Here is a 23,204-nt window from a genome sequence, read left to right as displayed (position 1 = left end):
CTCTTCTTCACGACGGCGGCAGGCCCTCGGGGGCGCTGACCCGTCCGCTGACACCGGCACGCGACGTGGCCCTGAACGACCTGCCCCGGCGCGCCCGCAGCGCGTTCACCCTCGCGACACCCAGTTGGGCGCCCACCTGGGCGACACCATGGCGGAACCGCGCCCGCGCCGCCACGACCCGTGACGGGCCGAGCATCGCGGTGCTGGGCAATTGCCAGGCGCGGGGCATCGCCCGGGCCATGCGCCTGCTCGCGCCGAAGAGCCCGGTCCGCTACCTGCCCATGGGCTCGCTGAAGCGCGACCACGGCCATGTCGACGGCTTGATCCGGACCCTGCGCGCCCACGACCACGTCTTCTCGCAGGCCTTCCCGGCCGGGCTGATCCCGGGCGGCGACGTCGCCACTCTGCGCGCGGCCGACCCGCGGCTCAAGCTCTTCCCGTCGATCGTGTTCTCGGCCTTCCACCCGGACATGGTCTATGCCGGCCAGGCCTCGGACCTCGCCGCCCTGAAGCTCGCGCCGTCGCCGATGGGCCAGTACCACTCGGCGATCGTCCTCACCGCCCACCGGCTCGGCCTCGAGCCGCAGCGCACCGCCGGCCTGTTCCGCGAGGAGGTGTTCGCCCGCCTGGGCTATCTCGACCATTGGGATCCGGCGGTGCGCGAACTCGTCGGCGCGGCGGATGCCCTGGGCTTCGGGCTGGAGCGGGAGGTGACCCGCTGGGCGCGCCGCGGCGCCTTCATGCATCTGATGAACCATCCCAAGGTCCATGTCCTCGGCGACATCGCCCGGCGGCTGCTGCTGGAGAACGGGCTCACGCCCGAGCCCGTGGAGATCGAGGATTACCTCGGCGACGAGCTGGCTCAGGACGTGGTCTGGCCGCTCTACCCGCCCATCGCCGAGCATTTCGGGCTGACCGGCTCATACCTGTTCAAGGCCAAGCCCCGGGGCGACGACTTCCCGGTGCTCTACGACCTCTCGGGCTTCATCGCGGCGAGTTTTGCCATCTACGACGCGACGTCCCCTGGGGATCTCGCCTGTCCCCGGGTGGACGCTTGGCTCGCCGCGCCGGAGATCGTCGCGCTGTTCCGGCGCGGTTGAGGCCGTCTCCGGCCGTGAAGGGCGTCCGACCGAAGGATGCGGACGGCCCGTGATCCGGGAGGCGGCGTCTCAGCCTGCCGTGCAGAGTTGGCTGTCGCGGTCGGTCGCGCCGAGGCCCTCGACCATCATCCGGACCAGCCGGTTGACCTCCTGCACCTGGAAGGGCTTGCGCAGGAACAGGCTGCCCGGCACGCCGCTGCGGCGGTTCGTGTCCGTCGAGGAGTAGACCACCGGACGGTCCGGATGGATCGCCCGGAAGGCATGGGCCACGGTCCAGCCGTCGATCAGCCCCGGCAGGTGGATGTCGGTGAACAGCCAGTCGATCGCATCGCCCCGGTCGCGCAGGACGGTCAGCGCCGCCTCGCCCGTCGAGGCCTCGATCACCCGGATGCCGTGCGTCTCGCACAGGCTCGCGATGATCTCGAGGAGCAGGTAGCTGTCCTCGACGATGAGGACGCACTGGGCGGGGCGCATGACGGAGGTCCGGTTTTCGGCCCGTCGATTAGGAAGCGTTAGGGTTGAGGATTCCTTAAGGTCCCGGCCGGAACCGTTACGGTGCGGAAGCCCCGCGCCTGTTGCCGCGCCGCAACCGACACGGCCGAAATGGCCCTTCGCCTCCGTCCGCCCCGCCGCCGCCGCATTCCGGGCGTGTCCCGGGTGCGTCAGCGCACGCCATCGCTCGGTGCGGACCGTCACCACGGCCGCCGCGCCGCGCGACGGAACCGTCGCTTAACCATCCCCGCCTACCAACGGCGCCAGGACTATGCGGACCCGCCTCGAAGACCCGCAGCCGGCCTTCGGCACCGCTCGAGGAGTTTTTCAGATCATGCCCCAGCGTTTCCGCGCCGCCGCCCTCGGCCTCGCCCTCGTCGCCGCCCTCGGCCTCGGCGCCTGCAGCAACGACAAGGACCTCGCCGACGCCTCCGCCTTCGGGGCCGGCGCCGCGACCCCGGGCAGCGCGCAGGACTTCGTCGTCAATATCGGCGATCGGGTCTTCTTCGAATCGGATTCCACCGACCTGACGCCCACCGCGACCGCCACCCTCGACAAGCAGGCCGCGTGGCTGCAGCGCTACCCGCGCTACACCTTCATCATCGAGGGCCATGCCGACGAGCGCGGCACCCGCGAGTACAACTTCTCCCTGGGCGCCCGCCGGGCCCAGGCGGTGAACGACTACCTCGCCACCCGCGGCATCGCGGGCAACCGCATGCGGACGGTCTCGTACGGCAAGGAGCGGCCGGTGGCGGTGTGCAACGACATCTCCTGCTGGTCGCAGAACCGCCGGGCGGTGATCGTCCTCGACCGCGGCGCCGGAGCGTAAGCCGTCGCGACGCGTTACCCGGAGGCGGCCCCGGCCGCCGCCGCGCCGCAGTTTTGCCGCGGTGCGGCGCATCTGTTAGGGCCTCGCGCCGCCACCGGATCGCACCCCCACCATGTCCGCCCGTCTTCGCACTCGCCTCGCGCTCACCACGATCCTGGGAGCCGTGCTCCTCGGCCACCCGGCCGTCGCGCAGGACGCCTCCGAGCTGGTGGTGCGCCTCGGCCGCATCGAGAACCAGTCCCGGCTCATGGCCGGCCAGATCGAGACCCTCCAGTACGAGAACCGCCAGCTCAAGGAGCAGCTGCGCAAGTTCCAGGAGGACGTCGAGTTCCGCCTGAACGAGGGCAAGGGCGGCAAGCCCTCGGCCGCTCCCGCGCCGTCGGGCCCCGTCAACGGCGGGAATCCGGGCGCCGGACGCCCCGGCAAGCGCGGCGACGCCTTCGACCCGGCCCAGGCCCCCGGCGCCCCGGGCACCCCGATGCAGCTCGGCAGCACCCAGCCCTCGGCGCCGCTGCCGCCCCGGGAGGCCGTCGAGGCGGCCGAGGCTGCGCCCCGGCCGCAGCGCCTGCCGCAGGGTGCGATCAACGGGGAGGACGAGGACGCGGAGGCCGGCGCCCCCGGCTACGACGAGCCCGTGGACCTGCGGCCGCCGGCCCGGACCGGGGCGATCCCGGCGCGGCCCTCCGAGAGCGTCGCGGCAACGCGGACGGGCGATCCGGCCGCCGATTACGATGCCGCGGTCGAGCTGTACCGGGCCAAGCAGTACGAGCAGGCCGAGATGGGCCTGCGCCAGTTCATCCAGTCGCATCCCCGCGACAACCGCGTCGCCGGCGCGACCTACTGGCTCGGCGAGAGCTACCTCGCCCGCGGCCGCAACCGCGAGGCCGCCGAGCAGTTCCTGAAGGTCTCCACCGACTACGCCCGCTCCTCCCAGGCGCCCGATGCCATGCTGAAGCTCGGCGTCACGCTCAACGCGCTCGGCGCCCGCGAGCAGGCCTGCGCGACCCTGGCCGAGCTCGACCGGAAATTCCCCAATGCCGGCAGCGGCGTCCGTCAGGGCGTCGCCCGCGAACAGAAGCGCGCCCGCTGCGGCGCCTGAGCGACCCGGGCGACCCGGTCCTCGGCGCCCTCCGCCCCTGGCTCGATCCGGCCGCGCGCGGCGGGCGGGGTGTCCTCCTCGCCGTCTCGGGCGGCCCCGATTCGAGCGCCCTGCTGTATGCCGCCGCTGCCCTGCGCGACGCTGGCCCGGTCGCCGTGCAGGTCGCCACCGTGGATCACGGCCTGCGACCGGGCTCGAAAGCCGAGGCCGAGGGCGTCGGCCGTGCCGCCCGGGATCTGGGCCTGCCCCATGCACTCCTGACCTGGGCGGGTGCGAAGCCCGGCACCGGCCTGCAGGATGCGGCCCGCACCGCCCGCTACGCCCTGCTCGCCGCTCAGGCCGCGGCGATCGGCGCCGGTCTCGTGCTCACCGGACATACGCAGGATGACCAGGCCGAGACGGTGCTGATGCGGCTCGCGGCCGGCAGCGGCCTCGCGGGGCTTGCCGGCATGCGCGCGGAGCGGACCTTGGCCGCCGGCCTCAGCCTCGGGCGCCCGTTCCTGCATCTGCCGAAGGCGACCCTGGTGGCGTGGTGCGAGGAGCGCGGCATCGCGTATGTCCGCGATCCCGCCAATGGGAATCCGCGCTTCGCCCGCGGCCGCCTGCGCGAGGCTTGGCCGGTTCTGGAACGCGAGGGCCTGACCCCGGCGCGTCTCGCCCGGCTCGCCGAGCGCGCCGCCCGCGACGAGGCCGCGCTCCGGAGCGCGGCGGAGCAGGCCCTCGACAGGACGGGGCGGCCCGGACCGGGGGCGGGGACGGGTCTGCGCCTCGACGGAGCCGCCCTGGCGGTTCTGCCGGATGCCGTGGTCCTGCGCTGCCTCGATCTCGCCCTGACCCGGGCCGGCGCGGCACCGCGCCGCCTCGAACGCCTCGAGGCCCTGGTCCTCGAATCGCTCCTGCCGGCCCTGCGCCGCCGGGAACCGATCCGGCGCACCCTGGCGGGGTTTCTCGTCTCCGCCGATTCGGGGGGAGCCGTGAGCCTCGCCCCCGCTCCGCCGCGCCGAAGCAGGGGGGCAGGTGCTGCCCTCGCCGCAGGGGCTCCCGAATTACTTGGCAAGGGAGAGCCCCCCGCCTACATTGGTGACGTGTGCACGGATGGACCGGAACAGCCGCGTGGCATGTCCGTCCTGGGGGTCGCACGCGCCAAGGATTGATCGATGAACCCGAATTTTCGCAACTTTGCCTTGTGGGTCGTCATCTTCCTGCTGGTGCTGGCCCTGGTCACCCTGTTCCAGAACCCGGGGCACCGGGGTGGCGGCAGCGAGATCGCCTACAGCCAGCTCCTGAACGACGCCGATGCCGGCAAGATCCAGTCGGTGGTGATCTCAGGGCAGGACGTGTCCGGCACCTATGTCGGCGGCGGCAACTTCACGAGCTACGCGCCCAACGACCCGAGCCTGGTCTCCAAGCTCCAGGGCAAGGGCGTGCAGATCACCGCCCGTCCGCCGTCGGACAACACCCCCTGGTTCATCCAGCTCCTCGTGAGCTGGCTGCCGATCCTGGTCTTCATCGGCGCCTGGATCTTCCTCTCGCGCCAGATGCAGTCCGGCGCCGGCCGCGCCATGGGGTTCGGCAAGTCGAAGGCGAAGCTCCTGAACGAGGCCCATGGCCGCGTGTCGTTCGACGATGTGGCGGGCGTCGAGGAGGCCAAGGAAGACCTCCAGGAGATCGTGGAATTCCTCCGCGACCCCCAAAAATTCCAGCGGCTCGGCGGCCGGATCCCGCGCGGCGTGCTGCTCGTCGGCCCGCCCGGCACCGGTAAGACCCTGATCGCCCGGGCGGTCGCGGGCGAGGCCAACGTGCCGTTCTTCACCATCTCGGGCTCGGACTTCGTCGAGATGTTCGTGGGCGTCGGCGCCAGCCGCGTGCGCGACATGTTCGAGCAGGCCAAGAAGAATGCCCCCTGCATCATCTTCATCGACGAGATCGACGCGGTCGGCCGCCACCGCGGCGCCGGCCTCGGCGGCGGCAACGACGAGCGCGAGCAGACCCTGAACCAGCTCCTCGTGGAGATGGACGGGTTCGAGGCCAACGAGGGCGTCATCATCATCGCGGCGACCAACCGCCCCGACGTCCTCGACCCGGCCCTGCTGCGGCCCGGCCGGTTCGACCGCCAGATCATGGTGCCGAACCCGGACGTCACCGGCCGCGAGCGCATCCTGCGCGTCCACGTCCGCAAGGTGCCGCTGGCCCCCGACGTCGACCTGAAGACCATCGCGCGCGGCACCCCGGGCTTCTCGGGCGCCGACCTGATGAACCTCGTCAACGAATCGGCCCTGCTGGCGGCCCGCCGCGGCAAGCGCATCGTGACGATGCACGAGTTCGAGGACGCCAAGGACAAGGTCATGATGGGCGCCGAGCGGCGCACCCTGGTGATGACCGAGGACGAGAAGCGGCTCACCGCCTATCACGAGGGCGGCCACGCCATCGTCGCCCTCAACGTCCCGGCCACCGACCCGGTGCACAAGGCGACGATCATCCCCCGCGGCCGGGCGCTCGGCATGGTCATGCAGCTGCCCGAGCGCGACAAGCTCTCCATGAGCTTCGAGCAGATGACCTCGCGGCTGGCGATCATGATGGGCGGGCGCATCGCCGAGGAGATGATCTTCGGTCAGGACAAGGTGACCTCGGGCGCCCAGTCGGACATCGAGCAGGCGACCCGCCTCGCCAAGATGATGGTGACCCGCTGGGGCTTCTCGCCGGAGCTCGGCACCGTCGCGTACGGCGACAACAACGACGAGGTCTTCCTCGGCATGTCGATGGGCCGGCAGCAATCGGTCTCCGAATCGACCGCCCAGAAGATCGACGCCGAGGTCCGCCGCCTCGTGGAGACCGGTCTGGAGGAGGCGCGCCGCATCCTGGCCGAGCACAAGGACGACCTGGAAGCCCTGGCGCAGGGACTCCTCGAATACGAGACCCTCTCGGGCGAGGAGATCCGCAACCTGCTCAAGGGCCAGCCTCCGATCCGCGACGGCGGCGACGTGCCGCCGACCCCGGCCCGGGGCTCCTCGGTCCCCTCGGCGGGCCGCGGCCGGCCGAAGGAGAGCGACGGCGGCCTGGAGCCGCAGCCGCAGGCCTGAGGCACGGACAACAGCACGACCACCGGAAAGGGCGCCCCGCGGCGCCCTTTTTCGTGCCGGCGCCGGATGCGACGCGCGCACGGACCGCGTCGGCAGCCGCCTGTGACAATCCGGACGGCTCGTTTATGACTCGGCCGCGCCAAAACGGCCGAAGCTTCGGTGCCGCCCACCCGGGGGTTGGGCCGGACTGGCCAAACCCTCACCCCGTCGCAGAAACGCTTCCATGCCGGTCTCGACCTATCTCGTCGTCGCCCTGGGCGCCGGCGTCGCCGGCTTCGTGCAGGGTCTGTCGGGCTTCGCCTTCGGCCTCGTGGCCCTGTCGTTCTGGGCCTGGGTGATCGATCCGAAGCTTGCCGCCATCCTCTCGGTGGCCGGGGGGCTCGCCGGCCAGATCGTCGCCGCCGTCTCGGTGCGGCGTGGCGTCGATCTCAAGAGCCTCGCGCCCTTCGTGCTCGGCGGCCTCGCCGGTATCCCGCTCGGCGTCCTGCTGCTGCCCAGCCTCGACGCCGACCGGTTCAAGGCCCTGCTCGGCCTCCTGCTGATGGTCTGGTGCCCGGTGATGCTGTTCGCCCGGGACCTCCCGCGGGTCACGGCGGGCGGTCGGATCGCCGACGCCGCGGTCGGCCTTGCCGGCGGTGTCATGGGCGCCCTCGGCGGCTTCACGGGCGTGCTGCCGACCCTCTGGTGCACCCTGCGCCGCTACGAGCGCGACGTGCAGCGCACGATCGTCCAGAACTTCAACCTCGCGATGCTCGCGGTGACGATGATCACCTATCTCGCCTCGGGGATCATCACCCCGCCCGTCCTGCCGATGCTGGCCGTGGTCCTGCTGGCCATGCTGATCCCCACGCTCCTCGGGACCCGGGCCTATGGCGGCATCAGCGAAGTGGCGTTCCGCAGGCTCGTGCTGAGCCTGCTCACGCTCTCGGGCCTCACCCTCTTGGCGTCGGCGCTGCCCCGGCTCCTGTAAACGCCGCGCCGCCCCATTTCGAACGCCTTTGTCGGGAAGCAACCGATTCACCGTCGGGGAGCGTCCGGCTCCGGATTTCACCGAAATCTGCTAGGCTCTGCCCGGCCCGCCCTCGGGTCTCGGAGACGTCATGGTGCGCAAGTATTTCGGAACCGACGGGATCCGGGGCCGGGCCAACGGCGTGATCACGCCGGAGCTCGCCCTCAAGGTCGGGCAGGCCGCGGGCCTCGTGTTCCAGCGCGGCGACCACCGGCACCGGGTGGTGATCGGCAAGGACACCCGCCTCTCCGGCTACATGATCGAGACCGCGCTGGTGGCCGGCTTCACCTCGGTGGGCATGGACGTGCTGCTGCTCGGGCCGGTGCCGACGCCGGCCGTGGCGATGCTGACCCGCTCCATGCGGGCCGATCTCGGCGTGATGATCTCGGCCTCGCACAACCCGTTCGAGGACAACGGCATCAAGCTGTTCGGGCCCGACGGGTTCAAGCTCAACGACGCGATCGAGCACGAGATCGAGGGGCTGATCGACGCCGACATGCACAAGCGCCTGTCCGGCTCCAACGATCTCGGCCGGGCCAAGCGCATCGAGAGCGTGCATGCCCGCTACATCGAGTTCGCCAAGCGGACCCTGCCGCGGCAGGTGACCCTGGACGGCCTGCGGGTGGTGGTCGACTGCGCCAACGGCGCGGCCTACCGGGTCGCCCCCGAGACCCTGTGGGAGCTCGGCGCCGAGGTCATCGCCATCGGCACCGAGCCGGACGGCTTCAACATCAACCGGGATGTCGGCTCGACCGCGCCCGCGGCGCTGATCGACAAGGTGCGCGAGCGCCGGGCCGATATCGGCATCGCGCTGGACGGCGATGCCGACCGGGTGCTGATCGTCGACGAGAAGGGGCATGTGGTCGACGGCGACCAGCTCATGGCGGTCGTGGCGCGCTCCTGGCAGGAAGACGAGCGCCTCACGCAGCCGGGTGTGGTCGCAACGATCATGTCGAATCTCGGCCTGGAGCGCTATCTCGGCGGCCTCGGTCTCACCCTGGCCCGCACGGCGGTGGGGGACCGCTACGTCCTCGAGCACATGCGCGCCCACGGCTACAATCTCGGGGGCGAGCAGTCCGGGCACATCATCATGTCGGACTACACGACCACGGGTGACGGCCTCGTGGCGGCCCTGCAGCTGCTGAGCGTGGTGCAGCGGCAGAACCGGCCCGTGAGCGAGGTCTGCCACTGCTTCGACCCGCTGCCGCAGATCCTCAAGAACGTCCGCTACCGGAGCGGCGAGCCGCTCCGCCAGGACAGCGTCGTCAGCGCCATCGAGCATGCCCGCGAGCGGCTCGGCAATGCCGGCCGCCTGGTGATCCGCCCCTCGGGCACCGAGCCGGTGATCCGCGTCATGGCCGAGGGCGACGACCGCGGCCTCGTCAACGCGGTGGTCGACGAGGTGGTCGACGCCGTGACCCGCGCCGCGGCCTGACCGGTCAGGCCGCCGCGTAGGCGGCGCGCAGATCGGGCGGCGCGGTCACGCGCCACGCCCCCAGCAGCGCCGTCCGCAGGGTCTCCTCGTCGCAGAGATCGAGGTCGAGATTGGTCCAGCCCCGGCGTCCCCAGGCGCCGTCCAGGGGCGTGAACAGATCGGGCTCGGCCGCGCACAGGGCGGCCTGATCCGCGGGCGCGAGGCGCAGCACCACCCGGGCCTCCTCGACCCAGAGTGTCGCGAAGACCCGGCCGCCGACCCGGAAATCCGGGTTGCCGCTGTGCGCGCCCGTCACCGTCTCGGGCAGCATCGGGGCCAGGATGCGTACGTCCTCGGGACCCATGGGGATGTCAGCCGGTGCGGAGCCCGGGCAGCCGGGCGGCGATGGTCGGGGGGCGCATGGGTCCCATCCAAGACAGATGAACCGGACCAACCTGGGGATCCCCGGCGGCAGAGGCAAGCAAGTCGCGTCCGGATAACGGTTTCGACAGGCCGGCAACGGATGCGCAAGCCTAACATTTAACGTTAAGCCGGATTTAAGACGTTGCTTCCATCCTTCGCTGCGTACCCCGGGACCGCGCGCCGCGCGTCCGGCTCACGAGTCCAGTGAAGGAATCTCCATGGCCCGCTCCAAGCTGAACGCTTTGGTGCGTAGCCTGACGCTCGCGGCGAGCGTCGGCGCGCCCTGCCTCGCCGCGGCCGCGGATCTGCTGCTTCCGCCGCCGCCTCCGCCCCCGCCCCCGCCGATCGAGGTCGGCGGCGGCTGGTACCTGCGCGGCGACGTGGGCGCGAGCATCTACACCCGTCCGCGCTACAGCGACGCCTACGACTACACCGGCTATCCGGACGCCAACCGCGCCTTCGGCAACACGATCGGCGGCGGCGGCTTTGCCGGCGTCGGCGTCGGCTACCAGTTCACCCCGTTCCTGCGCGGCGACATCACCGGCGAGTACCGCTACTCGACCGGCCTGCGCGGCAGCGAGTATTACAAGGGCCCCGATTTCGACAACGGGCTCGGGTCGTACGGCGTGAACAAGTCGAGCGGAAATTTCGACTCCGCGGTGGTGCTCGCCAACGCCTATTTCGACCTCGGCACGTGGTACGGCATCACGCCGTTCATCGGCGGCGGCGTCGGCTACGCCTTCAACCACGTCTCGAGCTACTCGACGAACCAGCAGTTCACGAGCCCGACCTACGCCTACGATTACACCAATGCCGGCTGCGGCTGCATCCCGTACGCCCCGGTCTACGACCCGAACGGCAACGCGGTGTACAACACCAACAGCGGCAGCAAGTTCTACAAGGACAAGACGACCGGCAGCTTCGCCTGGGCGCTCCATGCCGGTCTCGCCTACAACGTGACCGACGCGCTGAAGATCGAACTGGCCTACCGCTACCTGAACCTCGGCAAGGCCGAGACGGGACCGGGCTTCGTGCCGTGCTGCACCGGCAGCCTGCAGGCGATCAAGGTGAAGGACATCGAGGCGCACGATGTGAAGATCGGCCTGCGCTACTACCTCGGCGGCCTCGTGGCGGCCCCGCTGCCGCCGCTGATGCCGGAGCCGATCCCCGGCCCGCTGGTGCGCAAGTACTGATCGGGCCTCGGTCCCGATCCCACCGACAGGCGATGACGGCGCGGAGGCTCTCCGCGCCGTTTCGCGTTTCCACGCCCCGTTCCGGTCGATCCGGGCCTGAACGCCGCCGATACCCGACGCGTCACGCCGGGATTGCGATCTCCGGATTGGAAATCCGTCATCGTGTTCAGCAACGGAGAATTAAGGTTACCGACGTATCACCGGGGTGAGGCTCGATCCGCTGCCGTCTCTTGCTGTCCCAGGACGATCCCGATGCGTACCGTCACCTTTCCGCTGCTGGCGGTTCTCGGTCTCTGCGGCGTGAACACCGCCCGCGCCGCCGATCTGGACTACGATTACCTGCGCGGCGCCGATTACGATCCGGTCCCGGCTCCGGTGGTCGACTGGAGCGGCGTGTATCTGGGCGGCCACGGGGGGTATACCTCGGGTGGATTAGCACAGCGCGACGCGATGCAGTCCACGCTGGCGAATTACTTCAGTTATCGCGATATCGAAAACGAATTCAGCGTCTCGAAATTCCTGTCGCTGCCAGGCACCCGGACGCACGGTGCCAGCTTCGGCGCCTTCGCCGGGTTCAACGTGCAGTTCGACGACATCGTCCTCGGTATCGAGGCCGACTACACGCACACGAATCAGAACAGCTGGTCGACCAACAGCATCAGCCGCATCATGACCACATCCGGAGGCAACTCTGAAACCGTGAATCTGTCCGGAACGTCGAACACACGCATCGACGATTACGGCAGCATCAGAGCCCGGGCCGGCTACGCGTTCGGCAACCTGCTCCCCTACGTCACAGCCGGCGCCGCGATCGGGCAGGTGACGATCAACGACACGGTGGCGGTTCAGAATTACGGTTACAGCGCCACGACCTATGCGGCGAATCAGGCCCTGACGACCGGGCTTCCCGCGGCGGTCTACAATCACGGCTACGCGAGCTTCAATCCGAATTTCCCCCTCAACCGCTCGACGCCGGCCGGGCAGGGTGTCCAGACCATCCCGTACGCGCCGACGACGCTGACGGCGAATGCGCGGACCAAGACCATCGGCGGCGTCGCCCTCGGCTTCGGCCTGGAATACGCCATCACGCCCAACATCCTGGTGCGCGGCGAGTACCAGTACGTGCAGTTCCAGGACTTCAACGGCCACAAGGCAGAGTTGAACACCGTCCGGGGCGGCGCGGCCGTGAAGTTCTGATCACGCCTCCCGCAACGGCCGGATCCTGACCATGACTGACCGTCCCTTGAGGCTGTGGCCCCTGACGTCGCGCGCCGCGCTGCTCGCCGGTCTCGTGCTCGTCCATGGGCCGGCCTTCGCGGAGCGCCGCGGGGCGCATCACCCGACGCGCCGCGTCGTGCGGGTCCGGCCGGTGCCGGCCATCCCGCCGCCGGTGCTGATACGGGACTACCTGCCGCGCAACCCCAACGTCCCGATGTACAACGAGCCGCCCCGCCGCGAGCCCGTCTGGTAAGGGCCGCGGGCCGCGCTCAGTTCTCCAGCTCGCTGTCCCAGTACAGGTAATCGAGCCAGGTGTGATGGTACTGGCGGTGGTCGAACTCGGGCTGCCGGTGGTGCAGCTCGTAGCGCGTCGGCCGGCGCGGCTCGGTCATCAGCGGCATGTCCGCCTCGGCCGGCGTGCGGTTGGCCTTCCGCAGGTTGCAGGGCGAGCAGGCCGCCACGACGTTCTCCCAGCTCGACAGCCCGCCTCGGGAGCGCGGCACCACATGGTCGAAGGTCAGGCCCCCCGAGGGCAGCCGCAGGCCGCAATACTGGCAGCTGAACCCGTCGCGCAGGTAGATATTGTAGCGGGTGAAGGCCGGGCTGCGGGCCAGCGCCACGTAGTTCTTCAGCGCCACCACGCTCGGGACCCGCAGGGAGCGCGAGGGCGACCGTGCCTCGACGTCGTAGCTCGCCACCAGGGTGACGCGGTCGAGGAACAGGGCCGTGAAGGCGTCCTTCCACGACCAGAGGGAGAGCGGATTGTACGAGAGCGGCCGATAATCCGCGTTGAGGACGAGGGTTTGGAGATCCATCATCGGCGCGACTCTTCGGACTAGCTCTGGCGCGGAGAACGCGCGGGACCAGGCCGCCGCCCCGCCGGCCCGTCCGAACCGGCCCGCGGCCGATGCAGGACGAGCCGGCGCGCGGAGCGACGGCTTGACGGGAGAGGCGGAGGGAACAACAGGGCGGCGGGCCGGCGCGCGGGGGCGCCGGTCGATGCGGTAACATCCGGAACGCGGCCGGGCCGGGCCGGCATCGCCACCGGCCGCGCCCTTTCGCGTAGCGACGAAAAGGCCCTGTCCATCAGGTGTTCATCTAATCCCAGCGTGACACCCTTGTGAAGCTTTTCCGGATGGGCCGCGGGGACGCACCCACAGCGGCCGGCTGGCGCCGGATCCGGCGCCGGGGTGGGCAGGGGCACGCTTTCGCCCTATTGCTCGCCCAGAGCGCCCGGCCGCCAGGAGGCCCGCCCGGTCCCCGATCGCCGCCGATTCGCCGATGCCGGACCCCGGCCGGCCGCCGTGCGCCCGACGAGAGGTTGCTCATGCATCATATCCCAGCGCGGATCCTGAAGCCGGAGGGCGCGTCGCGCCTGTCCCGCCTGCTCGTTCTGTTCGCCGCGCTGGTGTTCGCAACCCCGGCGGCCCTGACCCTGCCGGCCTTCGCCCAGGATCCGGCGCCCGCCGCCAAGCCCGCGGATCACAAGCCCGCGGACGCCAAGCCCGCGCCCGAGGCCAAGCCCGCGGACGGCAAGGCGCCGGACACGAAGGCGCCCGACGCGCAGGCGACCGGCGCGAAGCCGTCCGACGCGAAGCCCGCAGCCCCGCCGGCCGCCAAGGCCGAGATCCCCGAGCAGTTCAAGAAGGTCCGGGCCAAGCTCGACGCCGCCAAGGCCGAGCTCGACGCCCGCGAGAAGCAGCTCGGGCATACGGACCTGACGGTGGCCGACCTCACGGCCATCCGCGACAGCGCCGTCACGGTCACCGACGAGATCCGCACCCTGGTCACCCGGCTCGACGCGCCGCTGGAGGCCGCGCGCGAGCGCCTCGCCCAGCTCGGTCCGAAGCCGAAGGACACCCAGGAGAGCGCCGATGTCGCCGCCGAGCGCGGCGAGCGCGAGGCCGCCGTCACCCGCATCGACGAGACCCAGCGCCTCGCCCGCGCCCTGGTGGTGCAGGGCGATCAGATCGTCGACCGGGTCTCGAACCGCCGCCGCGAATCCTTCACCCGCGACCTGCTCCAGCGCTCCCAGCCCCTGGTCGGCCCCGGCCTCTGGACCAAGGTGATGGGCGACGTGCCCCGGGACACGCGCGCCCTGCAGAGCGCCGTCTCGGATATCGGGCTGCTGTTCTCGCGCAACGGCAGCCTCACCAACCTGCTGTTCCTGGGGCTCGCCTTCGGGATCTCGGTGGCGCTGTATTTCGGCCGGCGCAACATCGCCCCCAAGGGCGCCCGCCGGGACGCCGCCCGGACCGATCCGTCGCGGCGCGCCGTGATGCTCGCCGCCTGGCGGGTGATCCTGCTCGGCACGGTGCCGGCGGTGGCCGGGTCCTACGCGGTCTACTACGCGCTGGACGCCACCAACCTGCTGCCGTCCCGGCTCCTGCCGGTGGCCGCCGCGATCCTCGGGGGGCTCGCCTTCATCGCCTTCGTGGAGGCCCTCTGCGACGGGCTGCTCAGCCCCGAGAAGCCGGCGTGGCGGCCGGCCCCGGTGAGCGATGCGGCGGCCACGCGCCTGACCCGGCTCGCGGTCGGCATCGCCACGGTGATCACCGTGGTGAAGTCCGTGGAGGCCCTGAATTCCGGGATCTCGGCGGCCCTGCCGATCTCCATCGCCACGCGGGGCATCGGGGCGGTCGCCACGGCCCTGATCCTGGCTGTCGGCCTCCACCGCTTCGCCGATACCGAGCAGGAGGAGGAAGCCTGCTTCGGCCCCTACGTGCCGACCAAGACCACCACGGGCATCGGCGGGCCGGCGCGGCTGCTCGGCTGGGCCGCGGTGGCGCTGATCGGCCTCGGCGCGCTGGTCGGCTACGTCGCCTTCGCGGCGTTCCTGATCGACCAGCTGATCTGGGACGCCAGCGTCCTGGTCCTGCTTTACCTGCTGGTCCAGAGCGTCGACATCTTCGTCGGCCGCGCGCTCAGCGACGAGACCCGGCTCGCCACCACGCTCCAGGCCAATACGGGCCTACGCAAGCGCTCGCTGAACCAGATCTCTGTCCTGGCGACCGGCGCCGCCCGGCTCGTCCTGTTCCTCGCGGCCGCGATCCTCGTGCTGGCGCCCTGGGGCCTGGATTCCACCGACATCGTCTCCTCGGTCCGGCAGGCCTTCTTCGGCTTCAAGGTCGGCGACGTCACGATCTCGCTCTCCAGCATCGCCTTCGGGATCGGCATCCTGGTGGTCGGCGTGTTCATCACCCGCGGCGTGCAGCGCTGGCTGGAGAACACCTACCTGCCGGCCACGGACCTCGATGCGGGCCTGCGCAACTCGATCACCACGGTGGCGGGCTATTGCGGCTTCCTGATCGCGCTGGCGCTCGCCTTCTCGTATCTGGGCCTGAGCCTGGAGAAGCTCACCATCGTGGCCGGCGCCCTGTCGGTGGGTATCGGTTTCGGCCTGCAGTCGATCGTCAACAACTTCGTCTCCGGGCTGCTGCTCCTGTGGGAGCGCCCGATCCGGGTCGGCGACCAGGTGGTGATCGGCGATCAGGAGGGCATCGTGAAGCGGATCTCGGTCCGCTCCACCGAGATCCAGACCTTCGACCGCTCGGCCGTGATCGTGCCGAACTCGAACCTGATCTCCGGGGTGGTGAAGAACCGGGTGCGGGGCGACCGGACGGGGCGCGTCAGCATCACGGTCAGCGTCCTGCGCAACCAGGACCCGGTCCGTGCGGCCGAGATGATCGCGGCCTGCGCGCAGGGCCATTCCGACGTCCTGAAGGAGCCCGCGCCCCGGGTGGTGTTCAAGAAGATCGGCGATCCCTTCCTGGAATTCGAGCTGCTCGTCTGGATCGTGGACGTGAGCCTCGGCCAGAAGGTGGTGACCGACCTGAACTTCTCCGTGTTCTCGACCCTCTCGGAGGCGGGCTTCATCCCGCCGCTCGGGCCCGGCTCCAGCATCGTCACCGTGCAGGGCCTCGACACGATGCAGAGCGCCATGGGCGAGATCGCCAGCCGCTTCATCCAGCCGACGGATGTCCCGGAGGGGGGCGACTCGGCCCGGGTTCCGCGCGACCGCAGCCTGCGGAGCGCAGGCGGCTGACTAGCCGCTCCCGACGGCGATGCGGACGGCGTTCCCGCCCGCATCCTTGGCGGCGTAGAGCGCCGCATCCGCCCGCTCGAACAGCCGGGTCCGGCTGCCGCCCGTCGCGATGCCGGTCTTGACCTCCAGGGCGATGCCCACGGAGGCGCCGATCCGCACCATCTGTCCGCGATACGGAATCGGCCGGCTCAGGGCGGCGACGATGCGCCGGCCGCACTCCGCCAGCGCGCGGAGATCCACGGGCGCCCGCAGGAGCACGGCGAATTCGTCGCCGCCGATGCGCGCCACGAGGGCCGCGTCCCGGCAGATGGCCGCGAGCCGCGCGGCGGAGTGCCGGATGCACTGGTCACCGGCGATATGGCCATGGAGGTCGTTGACCGGCTTGAACCCGTCGAGGTCGATGAGGATCAGGGCACCGAGGGGATCCGGTCCGGCGCCGGACGATCCGGCGTCGAACTGCGCCTCGAAGGCGTGGCGGTTCGCCAGTCCGGTGAGAGGGTCGCGGTCGGCGCGCCGGCTCAGCTCGGCCAGCCGGGCGATCTCCTCGGTGACGTCCTGCTTGGTTCCGAAGAGCCGGGCTGGCCGTCCGCCCTCGGTCTCGACCGCCGCGCGGATGCGGATCCAACGCGGCCGGCCGCAGGCGGTGCGGATCTCGGCATCGAGCCGGAAGCTCGCGTGCCCGGCGATGGCCCGGCGGCGGATCGACTCCAGCAGCCGCCGCGAGGCCGGCTCGTAGAATTCCAGGATCCGCGGGCGGTGCAGCGCCGCGCCCCGGGGGATGCCGAACAGATCGTGGACTCCCCCGGACCAATCGAGGGCGCCGTCATCCAGGCGGCACGACCACAGCCATGTCCCGGCGGCGGCCAGGGAACGCTCCTGACGCGCCAGCAGGCCGGCCTGCGCACGGATGATCGCCTGCTGCAACGCGAGCGTCGCCGCGGCGTCGGGATCGGTGGCCGATTCGGCCTGGGCCGACGGGCCGGCAGGCCCATCGACGGCGCGATCGCGGGGCGTCTCCAGCATGGTCAGGGAACGCTCGGTCGTGAGGTCGGTGCACGTTTAGACGACAGGTCTTTGAGGAAGCCCTAATCGTCCGATGCGCGACGGCCCGGCAGCGCCTATATGCCGCCGGGGCGGCTCGACCGTCGCAGGGATGGGTAAGTCGTGACGAGACGCGATCGGGACGGTCGGCATGCGGGGCGCGGGCTCGGCCGGATCACGGGCAGGATGCTGGGTCGCGCGACGGGCTCGGCGGCGCTGACCGCGGCAGCCCTGCTCGGCGGCTGCGCCACCCAGGCGCCGAGCACCGCGGCGTTGCCGAGCATCTACCTGCCCCTCGCCAGCAACAGCGCGCAGATCGACGTCGCGGCGGCCCGCGACATGATCTCGTCCTACCGCCGCAACCGCGGCGCGCCGCCCCTGACGGTCGATCCCGAATTGCAGCGCCTGGCCGAGGCCGAGGCGGCCGCGATGGCCCTGGCCGACCGGCCGAGCCGGGCCCAGACCGTCAAGGGCGCCGTGGAACGGCTCGGCTACGCCAACGTGAACGCCAACCTCTCGGCCGGCTACCACACCCTGGCCGAAGCCTTCTCCGGCTGGCGCGAGAGCCCGCCCCACGACGCCACCATGCTGGCGCCCGAAGCGACCCGGATGGGAATCGCCACCGCCTACGCCCCGGGCTCGAAGTACAAGGTCTACTGGGCTCTGCTCACCGCCCGATAGAAGCGGTTGACCGGCGGGCCCGGCGCCGCGGCGTCCTCACGGCAATCCCTTCACGTTCGGGACCGGCGGGGCCTCCTTGAGCAGCGTCACCGTCACGCGCCGGTTGGCGGGCATGTAGGGGTTGTCGGGGAACATCGGCTCGGTGTCGGCCTTGCCGGCGACCATGGCGAACCGGTCGTCCGGAACGCCGGCGCCGGCCAGGATCTCCCGGACGCTGACCGCGCGGCCCGCCGACAAGTCCCACGGGGGCGCGGCGGGACGCCGGCCGGGGCGGTCCGTGGCGGTGTGGCCCGTGACGGCGATCCGGTTCGGCATCTGGCGCAGGGCCGGGCCGAGCTTCTCCAGCAGGCGCCGGGTGCGGTCGTTGGGCCGGGTCGAGCCTTCCGGGAACATCGAGCGCCCGTCCTGGTCGACGATCGACACGTCGAGCCCCTGCTCGGTCCGGGCGATCACGACGTTCTTCGACACTTCGGCGAAGTCCGGCAGGCTCTGCAGGGCCTGCCGCAGGGAGGCGGCCGCGAGGCCGAAATTCTCCGGCTCGCCGGTGTCGGTCAGGCCGAATTCGCTGCTCTTGTCGAGCCGCGGCGGCGTGGTCCGGTCGGTGGCCTGCTCGGGAGGGATGTCGCGCAGGTGCTTCACGTGGTCGGCGGCCGGCAGGCCGTCGGTCTCGATGATGCCGGCGAACTTGGACTCCGTGTTCACGCCGAAGGCGTCGCGCATGGAGCCCGCCACCATCTGCATCTTCTTCTGGTCCTGCGTCGAATACGCGGCGATCATCACGAAGAAGCTCATCAGCAGCGCCATCAGGTCGGCGAAGGTGACGAACCAGCCGTGGCCGCCATGCGCGCCGCCGCGCTTCTTCCTGGCCATGTCATGCCATCCGCGGGCGCTCCGCCGGGGCTGTCCGGGCGGTCACGCGGCCGCCTCCTCGAACGACCCACGGTGGTGGTGCGGCAGGTAGGCGACGAGCATCTCGCGGACGAGGGTCGGGCTCCTCTGGTCGCGGATCATCAGGATGCCGTCGATGATGAGCGAGCGGGAGACGTCCTCCTCTTCCAGCTTCACGTGCAGCTTGTCGGCGATCGGCAGGGCCACGAGGTTGGCGATGAGCGCGCCGTAGAGCGTGGCCAGAAGCGCGGTCGCCATGGCGGGGCCGAGCTTCGAGGGATCGGACATGTTGGCGAACATCGTCACCATGCCGAGGATCGTGCCGATCATGCCCCAGGCCGGGGCGCAGTCGCCGAAGGCGCGGTAGATCTTCGAGCCTTCGTCGAGGTGCATGAGGAAGTTGTCGCGGTCGCGCTCCATCGTGTCGCGGATGAACTCGCGGTCGTAGCCGTCGGCGACGTAGCGGGCCCCCTGCGCCAGGAAGGGGTCGGAGATCTCTACGTTCTCCAGGGCCATGGGCCCGCTCTTGCGGACCACCTCGGCGATCGTGGTGATCTCCTCGATGAGGTCGTGCGGCCTCACCGCGCGCATGGTGAAGGCGTAGCGCAGGCCCATCGGCAGGCCGTGGGCGATGGTGGCGAAGGGGAAGCGGATGATCGTCGCCATGACCGATCCGCCGAAGATGACGATGACCGCATGCTTGTCGAAATAGGCGGCGAAGTTGCCGCCATCGATCATGATCAGCGTGAACACCACGCCGACGCCGCCCAGCAGTCCGACACCGGTTGCGAGATCCATGGGACGATGACCCGACGGGCTTTCCGGACAGAGCTGCACCGCGCTCGCATCCGCGACGCAGGCGGCCCGTGCCGAGCCTAGGGCATCGGGCTGAACGGACCGTAAAGGCGACTGTTTCGAACCTGTATCAGTCCGTCATCGCCCGTTCAGGCGGGCGCTGGCATACCCGTTTCCCAAGAGGGGTTTGACCCGGATTCGGCGCTGAAGCCGGCCGTGCGAACCCGTCAAAGACGGCGTGAGACCCGGGTCACACGGGCCGCGCCAGGGGTGGCGGAGCGGTACGATGGTTCGTCTGTACGGGCGGGTCCTGGGTTTCCTGAAGGCGGAGCGTCGGCTGGCCATAGGCTTGGCCGGAACCAACGTCGTCCTGGCGATCGCGGCCTTCGCCGAGCCCCTGCTGATGGGCCGGATCATCGACCAGCTGACCCATCTCAAGCGCGGCGGCGACGCCATGGGCACCATGCTGCCGCTGCTCGCCGCCTGGGTGGCGTTCGGCTTCTTCACCATCGCGGCGGGCGTGTTCATCGCGCTCCACGCCGACCGGCTCGCCCACCGCAACCGGCTGTCGTCGATGGCGAGCTACTTCGAGCACGTCCTCGACCTGCCGCTCGCCTTCCACTCGGCCAACCATTCGGGCCGGGTTCTGAAGGCGATGCTGGAGGGCACCAACGGCATGGCGTGGCTGTGGCTCGGCTTCTTCCGCGACCACCTCGTCGCCCTGGTCTCGCTCGGCGTGCTCCTGCCGATGACCCTCCTGATCAACTGGCAGCTCGGCTCGATCCTGGTGGTGCTGGTGCTGGCCTTCACGGCGCTCACCACCTTCGTGATGCGCCGGACCGAGGCGCTCCAGGGGCAGGTCGAGGAGTTCAACTCGGGTCTGGCCGCCCACGCCTCGGACGCGCTCGGCAACGTCGCGGTGATCCAGTCCTTCACCCGCGCCAAGGCCGAGAAGGACGCGATGCGCGGCATCATCACCAACCTGCTCGCCGCGCAGATCCCGGTCCTGTCCTGGTGGGCGCTCGCCAACGTGGCGACCCGCGCCTCGGCGACCATCACCATGACGGCGATCTTCGTCACCGGCATCTGGCTCTATCAGGCCGGCACCACCACGGTGGGCGAGGTCGTGGCCTTCATGAGCCTCGCCACCGCCTTCGTGGCGCGCCTCGACCACGTGGTCGGCTTCGTCAACGGCCTGTTCCAGCAGGCGCCCAAGATCGCCGAGTTCTTCGAGATCTACGACACCGTCCCGGCGGTGGCCGACCGGCCGCAGGCCCGGCAGGTGGCGCGCTTTGCCGGCGAGGTCACCTTCGAGGACGTCGCCTTCTCGTACGATGGCCGGCGTCAGGCGCTCGACGGCGTCTCGTTCTCGGCGAAGCCCGGCGAGACGATCGCGCTGGTGGGCACCACCGGATCGGGCAAGTCGACGACGCTCGGCCTCCTGCACCGCAGCTTCGACCCGGCCGCCGGCGCGATCCGCATCGACGGGATGGACATCCGCGACGTCGGCCTGTCGTCCCTCCGCCACAACATCGGCGTGGTGTTCCAGGAGCCGATGCTGTTCGCCCGTTCGATCCGCGAAAACCTGCAGGTCGGCTGCCCCGACGCCACGGATGACGAGATGCTCGACGCCCTGGAGCGGGCCCAGGCCAGCGCCTTCATGGCGCGCCAGCCCGCCGGGCTCGACACGGTGATCGGCGAGCGCGGCCGGTCGCTCTCGGGGGGCGAGCGCCAGCGGCTCTCGATCGCCCGGGCGCTCCTGAAGAACCCGCCGATCCTGATCCTCGACGAGGCGACCTCGGCGCTGGACGCGGCCACCGAGCGCAAGCTCCAGGGCGCCCTGGAGACCGTGATGGAGGGCCGTACCACCTTCGTGATCGCCCACCGCCTCGCGACGATCCGCGACGCCGACCGCATCCTGGTGTTCCACGAGGGCCGGATCGTCGAGGCCGGCACCTTCGACCAGTTGGTGGGGCAGAATGGGCGCTTCGCCGAACTCGCCCGGGCCCAGTTCATGGCGGCGGAGGCGGAGGAGGACGAGGGGCTGGCGCTGGCCGCGTGAGGCTGCCCGGGCGCCGCTGCGCGCACGCCGTCCGCCTCCCCGTGCGGGGAGGGGACGCCCTCACGCCCACCCGATCCGCGCGAAGAACCCCGCGATCTCCGCGGCGGCCCGGTCGGGATCCTCCCGGTGGGGGAAGTGCCCCACCCCCGGGAACAGCGCCAGATCGAGATCCGAGAAGGTCTCGCCCAGGCGGTCGGTCCAGGCGAAGGGAAAGATCGGGTCGTGCTCGGCCCAGCGCACGCAGGTCGGCACGCCGATTGGCGGCAGGGCCGGGGCCTCGCCCTTGAGCATCGCGATCCGCCCGGCATGGGCGGCCCGGTAATGCGCGAAGCCGCCCGCGAGGTTTCCGGGCTTCAGGAAATTGTCCACGAAGGCGTCCAGCACCGGGTCGAACGCGTCCGTCCGGTGCGACCAGTGGCGCAGGAAGTGGCCGATATAGGCGGCGCAGCTCTCCCGGCTGGCGCCCACCAGCGTCACCGCCAGGTCCATCTGGTTGAAGGACTGGTACCAGATCTCGGTGAGGCGGTCCGGCGCCCCGAGCCGGGGGCCGATCCCCGGATAGACGAAGTCGAACAGGAACAGGCCGGCGCACCGCTCCGGGTGAGACCGGGCGAGGGCCTGGATCACCGCTCCGCCGACATCGTGGCCGACGATGCCGGCGCGGTCGATCCCGAGGGCGTCGAGCAGCGCCACCATGTCGGCGGCCTGCTCCGGCGGGCCGAAGGCGCCCGCGGGCTTGTCGCTGTCGCCGAAGCCGCGCAGATCCGGGGCGATCAGGGTGTGGCGGGCGGCCAGGCGCGCCATCACGGGCTCCCAGGTCAGCCAGAATTCCGGCCAGCCGTGGAGCAGCAGCAGCGGCGTGCCCGTGCCGCAGCGCGCCACATGCAGATCGGCGCCGTTCGCGCGGATCGTCAGGTGCTCGATCCGGTCCATCGTCCCTCCCTCTCGGCCCGGCGGGCCAGCATCTGCGCCTGCAGGCGGCTGCGGCGGGCGGCGATCACCGTGCCGTTGATCTCGCCGCCGAACAGGAACATGGCGGCGAGCCAGTAGAGGAACACCAGGAACACCATCGCGGTGGCCAGACCCCCATAGGTCGACGCGTAGGCGTTGGAGAACCGGTCGAGGTAGTAGCCGAAGCCGAGGCCGGCGAAGAACCACAGGACGAGCGTCACCCCGATCCCCGGCAGCACCGACAGGATCGAGCGCCGTCCGGCCGCCACGAACTTGTGGGCGATGACCAGGACGACGGTCAGCAGCAGGGCCGTCACGGCGATCCGCCCGATCGCCACGGTGAGGCTCAGGGGCTCCAGCCCCGGCGCCACCAGGACGACGTTGCGCCAGATCAGCGGCCCCAGCACCACGAGCAGCGCGAAGGCCAGCATCGCGAACGCCCCGCAGATCACGTAGCCGATCGACTCGAGGCGGGTCAGCCACCAGGGCCGGCTCTCGCGCAGCCCGTAGGCCCGGTTCAGCCCGACCCGCAGGCTCTCGACCCCCGAGGAGGAGAAGTACAGGGCGAACAGCGCGCCGAGCGTGAGCACGCCGCTGCGCTGCTCGGTGAGCACCCGGTGGACCTCGCCGACGATCGGCTTGGCGATCTCCCGGGGCCAGGCGTCGAAGATCAGCACCCCGGCCTCGTCGGCGAGCGACTGCGTGCCGAACAGGCCGGCCAGCGCCGCCAGCAGGATCAGGAACGGGAACAGCGAGGTCAGGCTCGAGAGCGCGATGTGGCTCGCGATCGCCCAGCCGTCATGGGAGACGAAGCGCTGCGCGGCGACGCCCATGATCTGCAATCCGCTGCGGAGAGGTTTCACGGGTGTCCAACGATCCTCGAT

The 23,204-nt window shown here is 70.8% G+C and carries 21 protein-coding genes; 13 read left to right on the top strand and 8 right to left on the bottom strand.

All coding sequences use genetic code 11. From position 1 onward, the window contains the following. Nucleotides 1-65: 65 nt before the first annotated feature. Nucleotides 66-1,100 carry a WcbI family polysaccharide biosynthesis putative acetyltransferase gene (locus GGQ91_RS19150; RefSeq protein WP_043384815.1) on the top strand — a complete coding sequence of 345 codons (1,035 nt, stop codon included), beginning with the start codon at nucleotides 66-68 and terminating at the stop codon, nucleotides 1,098-1,100. 69 nt (nucleotides 1,101-1,169) lie between these two features. On the opposite strand, the gene GGQ91_RS19145 is transcribed toward GGQ91_RS19150, so the two are convergent. Then, on the bottom strand, nucleotides 1,170-1,574 hold the full coding sequence (locus GGQ91_RS19145; protein ID WP_043759618.1) for a response regulator: 405 nt from the start codon (nucleotides 1,572-1,574) through the stop codon (nucleotides 1,170-1,172). A 352-nt stretch (nucleotides 1,575-1,926) separates the two neighbouring features. Between GGQ91_RS19145 and pal the strand changes: the two genes are divergently transcribed. The 6 genes from pal to glmM all read left to right on the top strand — a co-directional run bounded on the left by pal (nucleotide 1,927) and on the right by glmM (nucleotide 9,044). Further along, the gene (pal, locus tag GGQ91_RS19140) at nucleotides 1,927-2,421 is read left to right on the top strand and encodes a peptidoglycan-associated lipoprotein Pal (protein WP_043346359.1); all 495 of its coding nucleotides are present in this window, start codon (nucleotides 1,927-1,929) and stop codon (nucleotides 2,419-2,421) included. A 112-nt stretch (nucleotides 2,422-2,533) separates the two neighbouring features. Then, nucleotides 2,534-3,520 (top strand): tol-pal system protein YbgF, encoded by a 987-nt coding sequence (gene ybgF, locus GGQ91_RS19135; protein WP_043346361.1) that lies wholly within the window; start codon nucleotides 2,534-2,536, stop codon nucleotides 3,518-3,520. Next, on the top strand, nucleotides 3,508-4,674 hold the full coding sequence (gene tilS, locus GGQ91_RS19130; protein WP_403091484.1) for a tRNA lysidine(34) synthetase TilS: 1,167 nt from the start codon (nucleotides 3,508-3,510) through the stop codon (nucleotides 4,672-4,674). Before ybgF ends, tilS begins: the two co-directional genes overlap by 13 nt. Before the next feature lie 3 nt (nucleotides 4,675-4,677). Next, complete coding sequence (gene ftsH / locus GGQ91_RS19125) at nucleotides 4,678-6,600, top strand: ATP-dependent zinc metalloprotease FtsH (protein ID WP_043346363.1); 1,923 nt, start codon at nucleotides 4,678-4,680, stop codon at nucleotides 6,598-6,600. Nucleotides 6,601-6,823: 223 nt separating this feature from the next. Then, nucleotides 6,824-7,570, top strand: a complete 747-nt coding sequence (locus GGQ91_RS19120; protein ID WP_043346365.1) for a sulfite exporter TauE/SafE family protein — start codon at nucleotides 6,824-6,826, stop codon at nucleotides 7,568-7,570. A 133-nt stretch (nucleotides 7,571-7,703) separates the two neighbouring features. After that, nucleotides 7,704-9,044: a phosphoglucosamine mutase gene (gene glmM, locus GGQ91_RS19115; protein ID WP_043384857.1), complete on the top strand. Its 1,341-nt coding sequence runs from the start codon at nucleotides 7,704-7,706 to the stop codon at nucleotides 9,042-9,044. A gap of 4 nt (nucleotides 9,045-9,048) precedes the next feature. Here glmM and GGQ91_RS19110 read toward each other — a convergent pair whose 3' ends face one another. Then, the gene (locus GGQ91_RS19110; protein ID WP_043384808.1) at nucleotides 9,049-9,387 is read right to left on the bottom strand and encodes an MmcQ/YjbR family DNA-binding protein; all 339 of its coding nucleotides are present in this window, start codon (nucleotides 9,385-9,387) and stop codon (nucleotides 9,049-9,051) included. A 277-nt stretch (nucleotides 9,388-9,664) separates the two neighbouring features. On the opposite strand from GGQ91_RS19110, the gene GGQ91_RS19105 reads away from it, so the two are divergent. The 3 genes from GGQ91_RS19105 (at nucleotide 9,665) to GGQ91_RS19095 (ending at nucleotide 12,110) form a co-directional block, all read left to right on the top strand. Beyond that, nucleotides 9,665-10,639, top strand: coding sequence for an outer membrane protein (locus tag GGQ91_RS19105; RefSeq protein WP_043346381.1), 975 nt, complete (start codon nucleotides 9,665-9,667; stop codon nucleotides 10,637-10,639). 252 nt (nucleotides 10,640-10,891) lie between these two features. Then, nucleotides 10,892-11,836 (top strand): outer membrane protein, encoded by a 945-nt coding sequence (locus GGQ91_RS19100; protein WP_053611315.1) that lies wholly within the window; start codon nucleotides 10,892-10,894, stop codon nucleotides 11,834-11,836. 31 nt (nucleotides 11,837-11,867) lie between these two features. Further along, nucleotides 11,868-12,110, top strand: coding sequence for a hypothetical protein (locus GGQ91_RS19095; protein ID WP_182592651.1), 243 nt, complete (start codon nucleotides 11,868-11,870; stop codon nucleotides 12,108-12,110). A 16-nt stretch (nucleotides 12,111-12,126) separates the two neighbouring features. Here GGQ91_RS19095 and GGQ91_RS19090 read toward each other — a convergent pair whose 3' ends face one another. After that, nucleotides 12,127-12,675 carry an HNH endonuclease gene (locus GGQ91_RS19090; RefSeq protein WP_043346385.1) on the bottom strand — a complete coding sequence of 183 codons (549 nt, stop codon included), beginning with the start codon at nucleotides 12,673-12,675 and terminating at the stop codon, nucleotides 12,127-12,129. Nucleotides 12,676-13,184: 509 nt separating this feature from the next. Between GGQ91_RS19090 and GGQ91_RS19085 the strand changes: the two genes are divergently transcribed. Then, nucleotides 13,185-15,902 carry a DUF3772 domain-containing protein gene (locus tag GGQ91_RS19085; protein ID WP_182592650.1) on the top strand — a complete coding sequence of 906 codons (2,718 nt, stop codon included), beginning with the start codon at nucleotides 13,185-13,187 and terminating at the stop codon, nucleotides 15,900-15,902. On the opposite strand, the gene GGQ91_RS19080 is transcribed toward GGQ91_RS19085, so the two are convergent. Continuing rightward, entirely contained in the window at nucleotides 15,903-16,925 is a 1,023-nt protein-coding gene (locus GGQ91_RS19080) for a diguanylate cyclase domain-containing protein (protein WP_182592649.1), read from the bottom strand. Nucleotides 16,926-17,129: 204 nt separating this feature from the next. Between GGQ91_RS19080 and GGQ91_RS19075 the strand changes: the two genes are divergently transcribed. Next, the gene (locus tag GGQ91_RS19075; RefSeq protein WP_182592648.1) at nucleotides 17,130-17,624 is read left to right on the top strand and encodes a CAP domain-containing protein; all 495 of its coding nucleotides are present in this window, start codon (nucleotides 17,130-17,132) and stop codon (nucleotides 17,622-17,624) included. 36 nt (nucleotides 17,625-17,660) lie between these two features. Here the strand turns inward: GGQ91_RS19075 and GGQ91_RS19070 are convergent, their stop codons facing one another. Together GGQ91_RS19070 and GGQ91_RS19065 are read right to left on the bottom strand one after the other, a co-directional pair. Then, nucleotides 17,661-18,494, bottom strand: a complete 834-nt coding sequence (locus GGQ91_RS19070) for an OmpA/MotB family protein (protein WP_182592647.1) — start codon at nucleotides 18,492-18,494, stop codon at nucleotides 17,661-17,663. A gap of 42 nt (nucleotides 18,495-18,536) precedes the next feature. Continuing rightward, entirely contained in the window at nucleotides 18,537-19,310 is a 774-nt protein-coding gene (locus tag GGQ91_RS19065; protein ID WP_043384792.1) for a motility protein A, read from the bottom strand. A 283-nt stretch (nucleotides 19,311-19,593) separates the two neighbouring features. On the opposite strand from GGQ91_RS19065, the gene GGQ91_RS19060 reads away from it, so the two are divergent. Next, on the top strand, nucleotides 19,594-21,369 hold the full coding sequence (locus GGQ91_RS19060) for a glucan ABC transporter ATP-binding protein/ permease (RefSeq protein WP_182592646.1): 1,776 nt from the start codon (nucleotides 19,594-19,596) through the stop codon (nucleotides 21,367-21,369). Nucleotides 21,370-21,429: 60 nt separating this feature from the next. On the opposite strand, the gene GGQ91_RS19055 is transcribed toward GGQ91_RS19060, so the two are convergent. Together GGQ91_RS19055 and GGQ91_RS19050 are read right to left on the bottom strand one after the other, a co-directional pair. Next, on the bottom strand, nucleotides 21,430-22,302 hold the full coding sequence (locus GGQ91_RS19055; protein WP_043759626.1) for an alpha/beta fold hydrolase: 873 nt from the start codon (nucleotides 22,300-22,302) through the stop codon (nucleotides 21,430-21,432). After that, nucleotides 22,281-23,153, bottom strand: coding sequence for a YihY/virulence factor BrkB family protein (locus tag GGQ91_RS19050; RefSeq protein ID WP_182592781.1), 873 nt, complete (start codon nucleotides 23,151-23,153; stop codon nucleotides 22,281-22,283). The genes GGQ91_RS19055 and GGQ91_RS19050 overlap by 22 nt, the downstream gene beginning before the upstream one ends. Between the last annotated feature and the right edge of the window lie 51 nt (nucleotides 23,154-23,204).

Origin of the sequence: Methylobacterium fujisawaense, assembly GCF_014138435.1 — a bacterium.
GTDB classification, from domain to species: domain Bacteria; phylum Pseudomonadota; class Alphaproteobacteria; order Rhizobiales; family Beijerinckiaceae; genus Methylobacterium; species Methylobacterium fujisawaense.
Note: the sequence above shows the minus strand (reverse complement) of the source record. Positions and strands in the feature narration are given on the sequence as shown.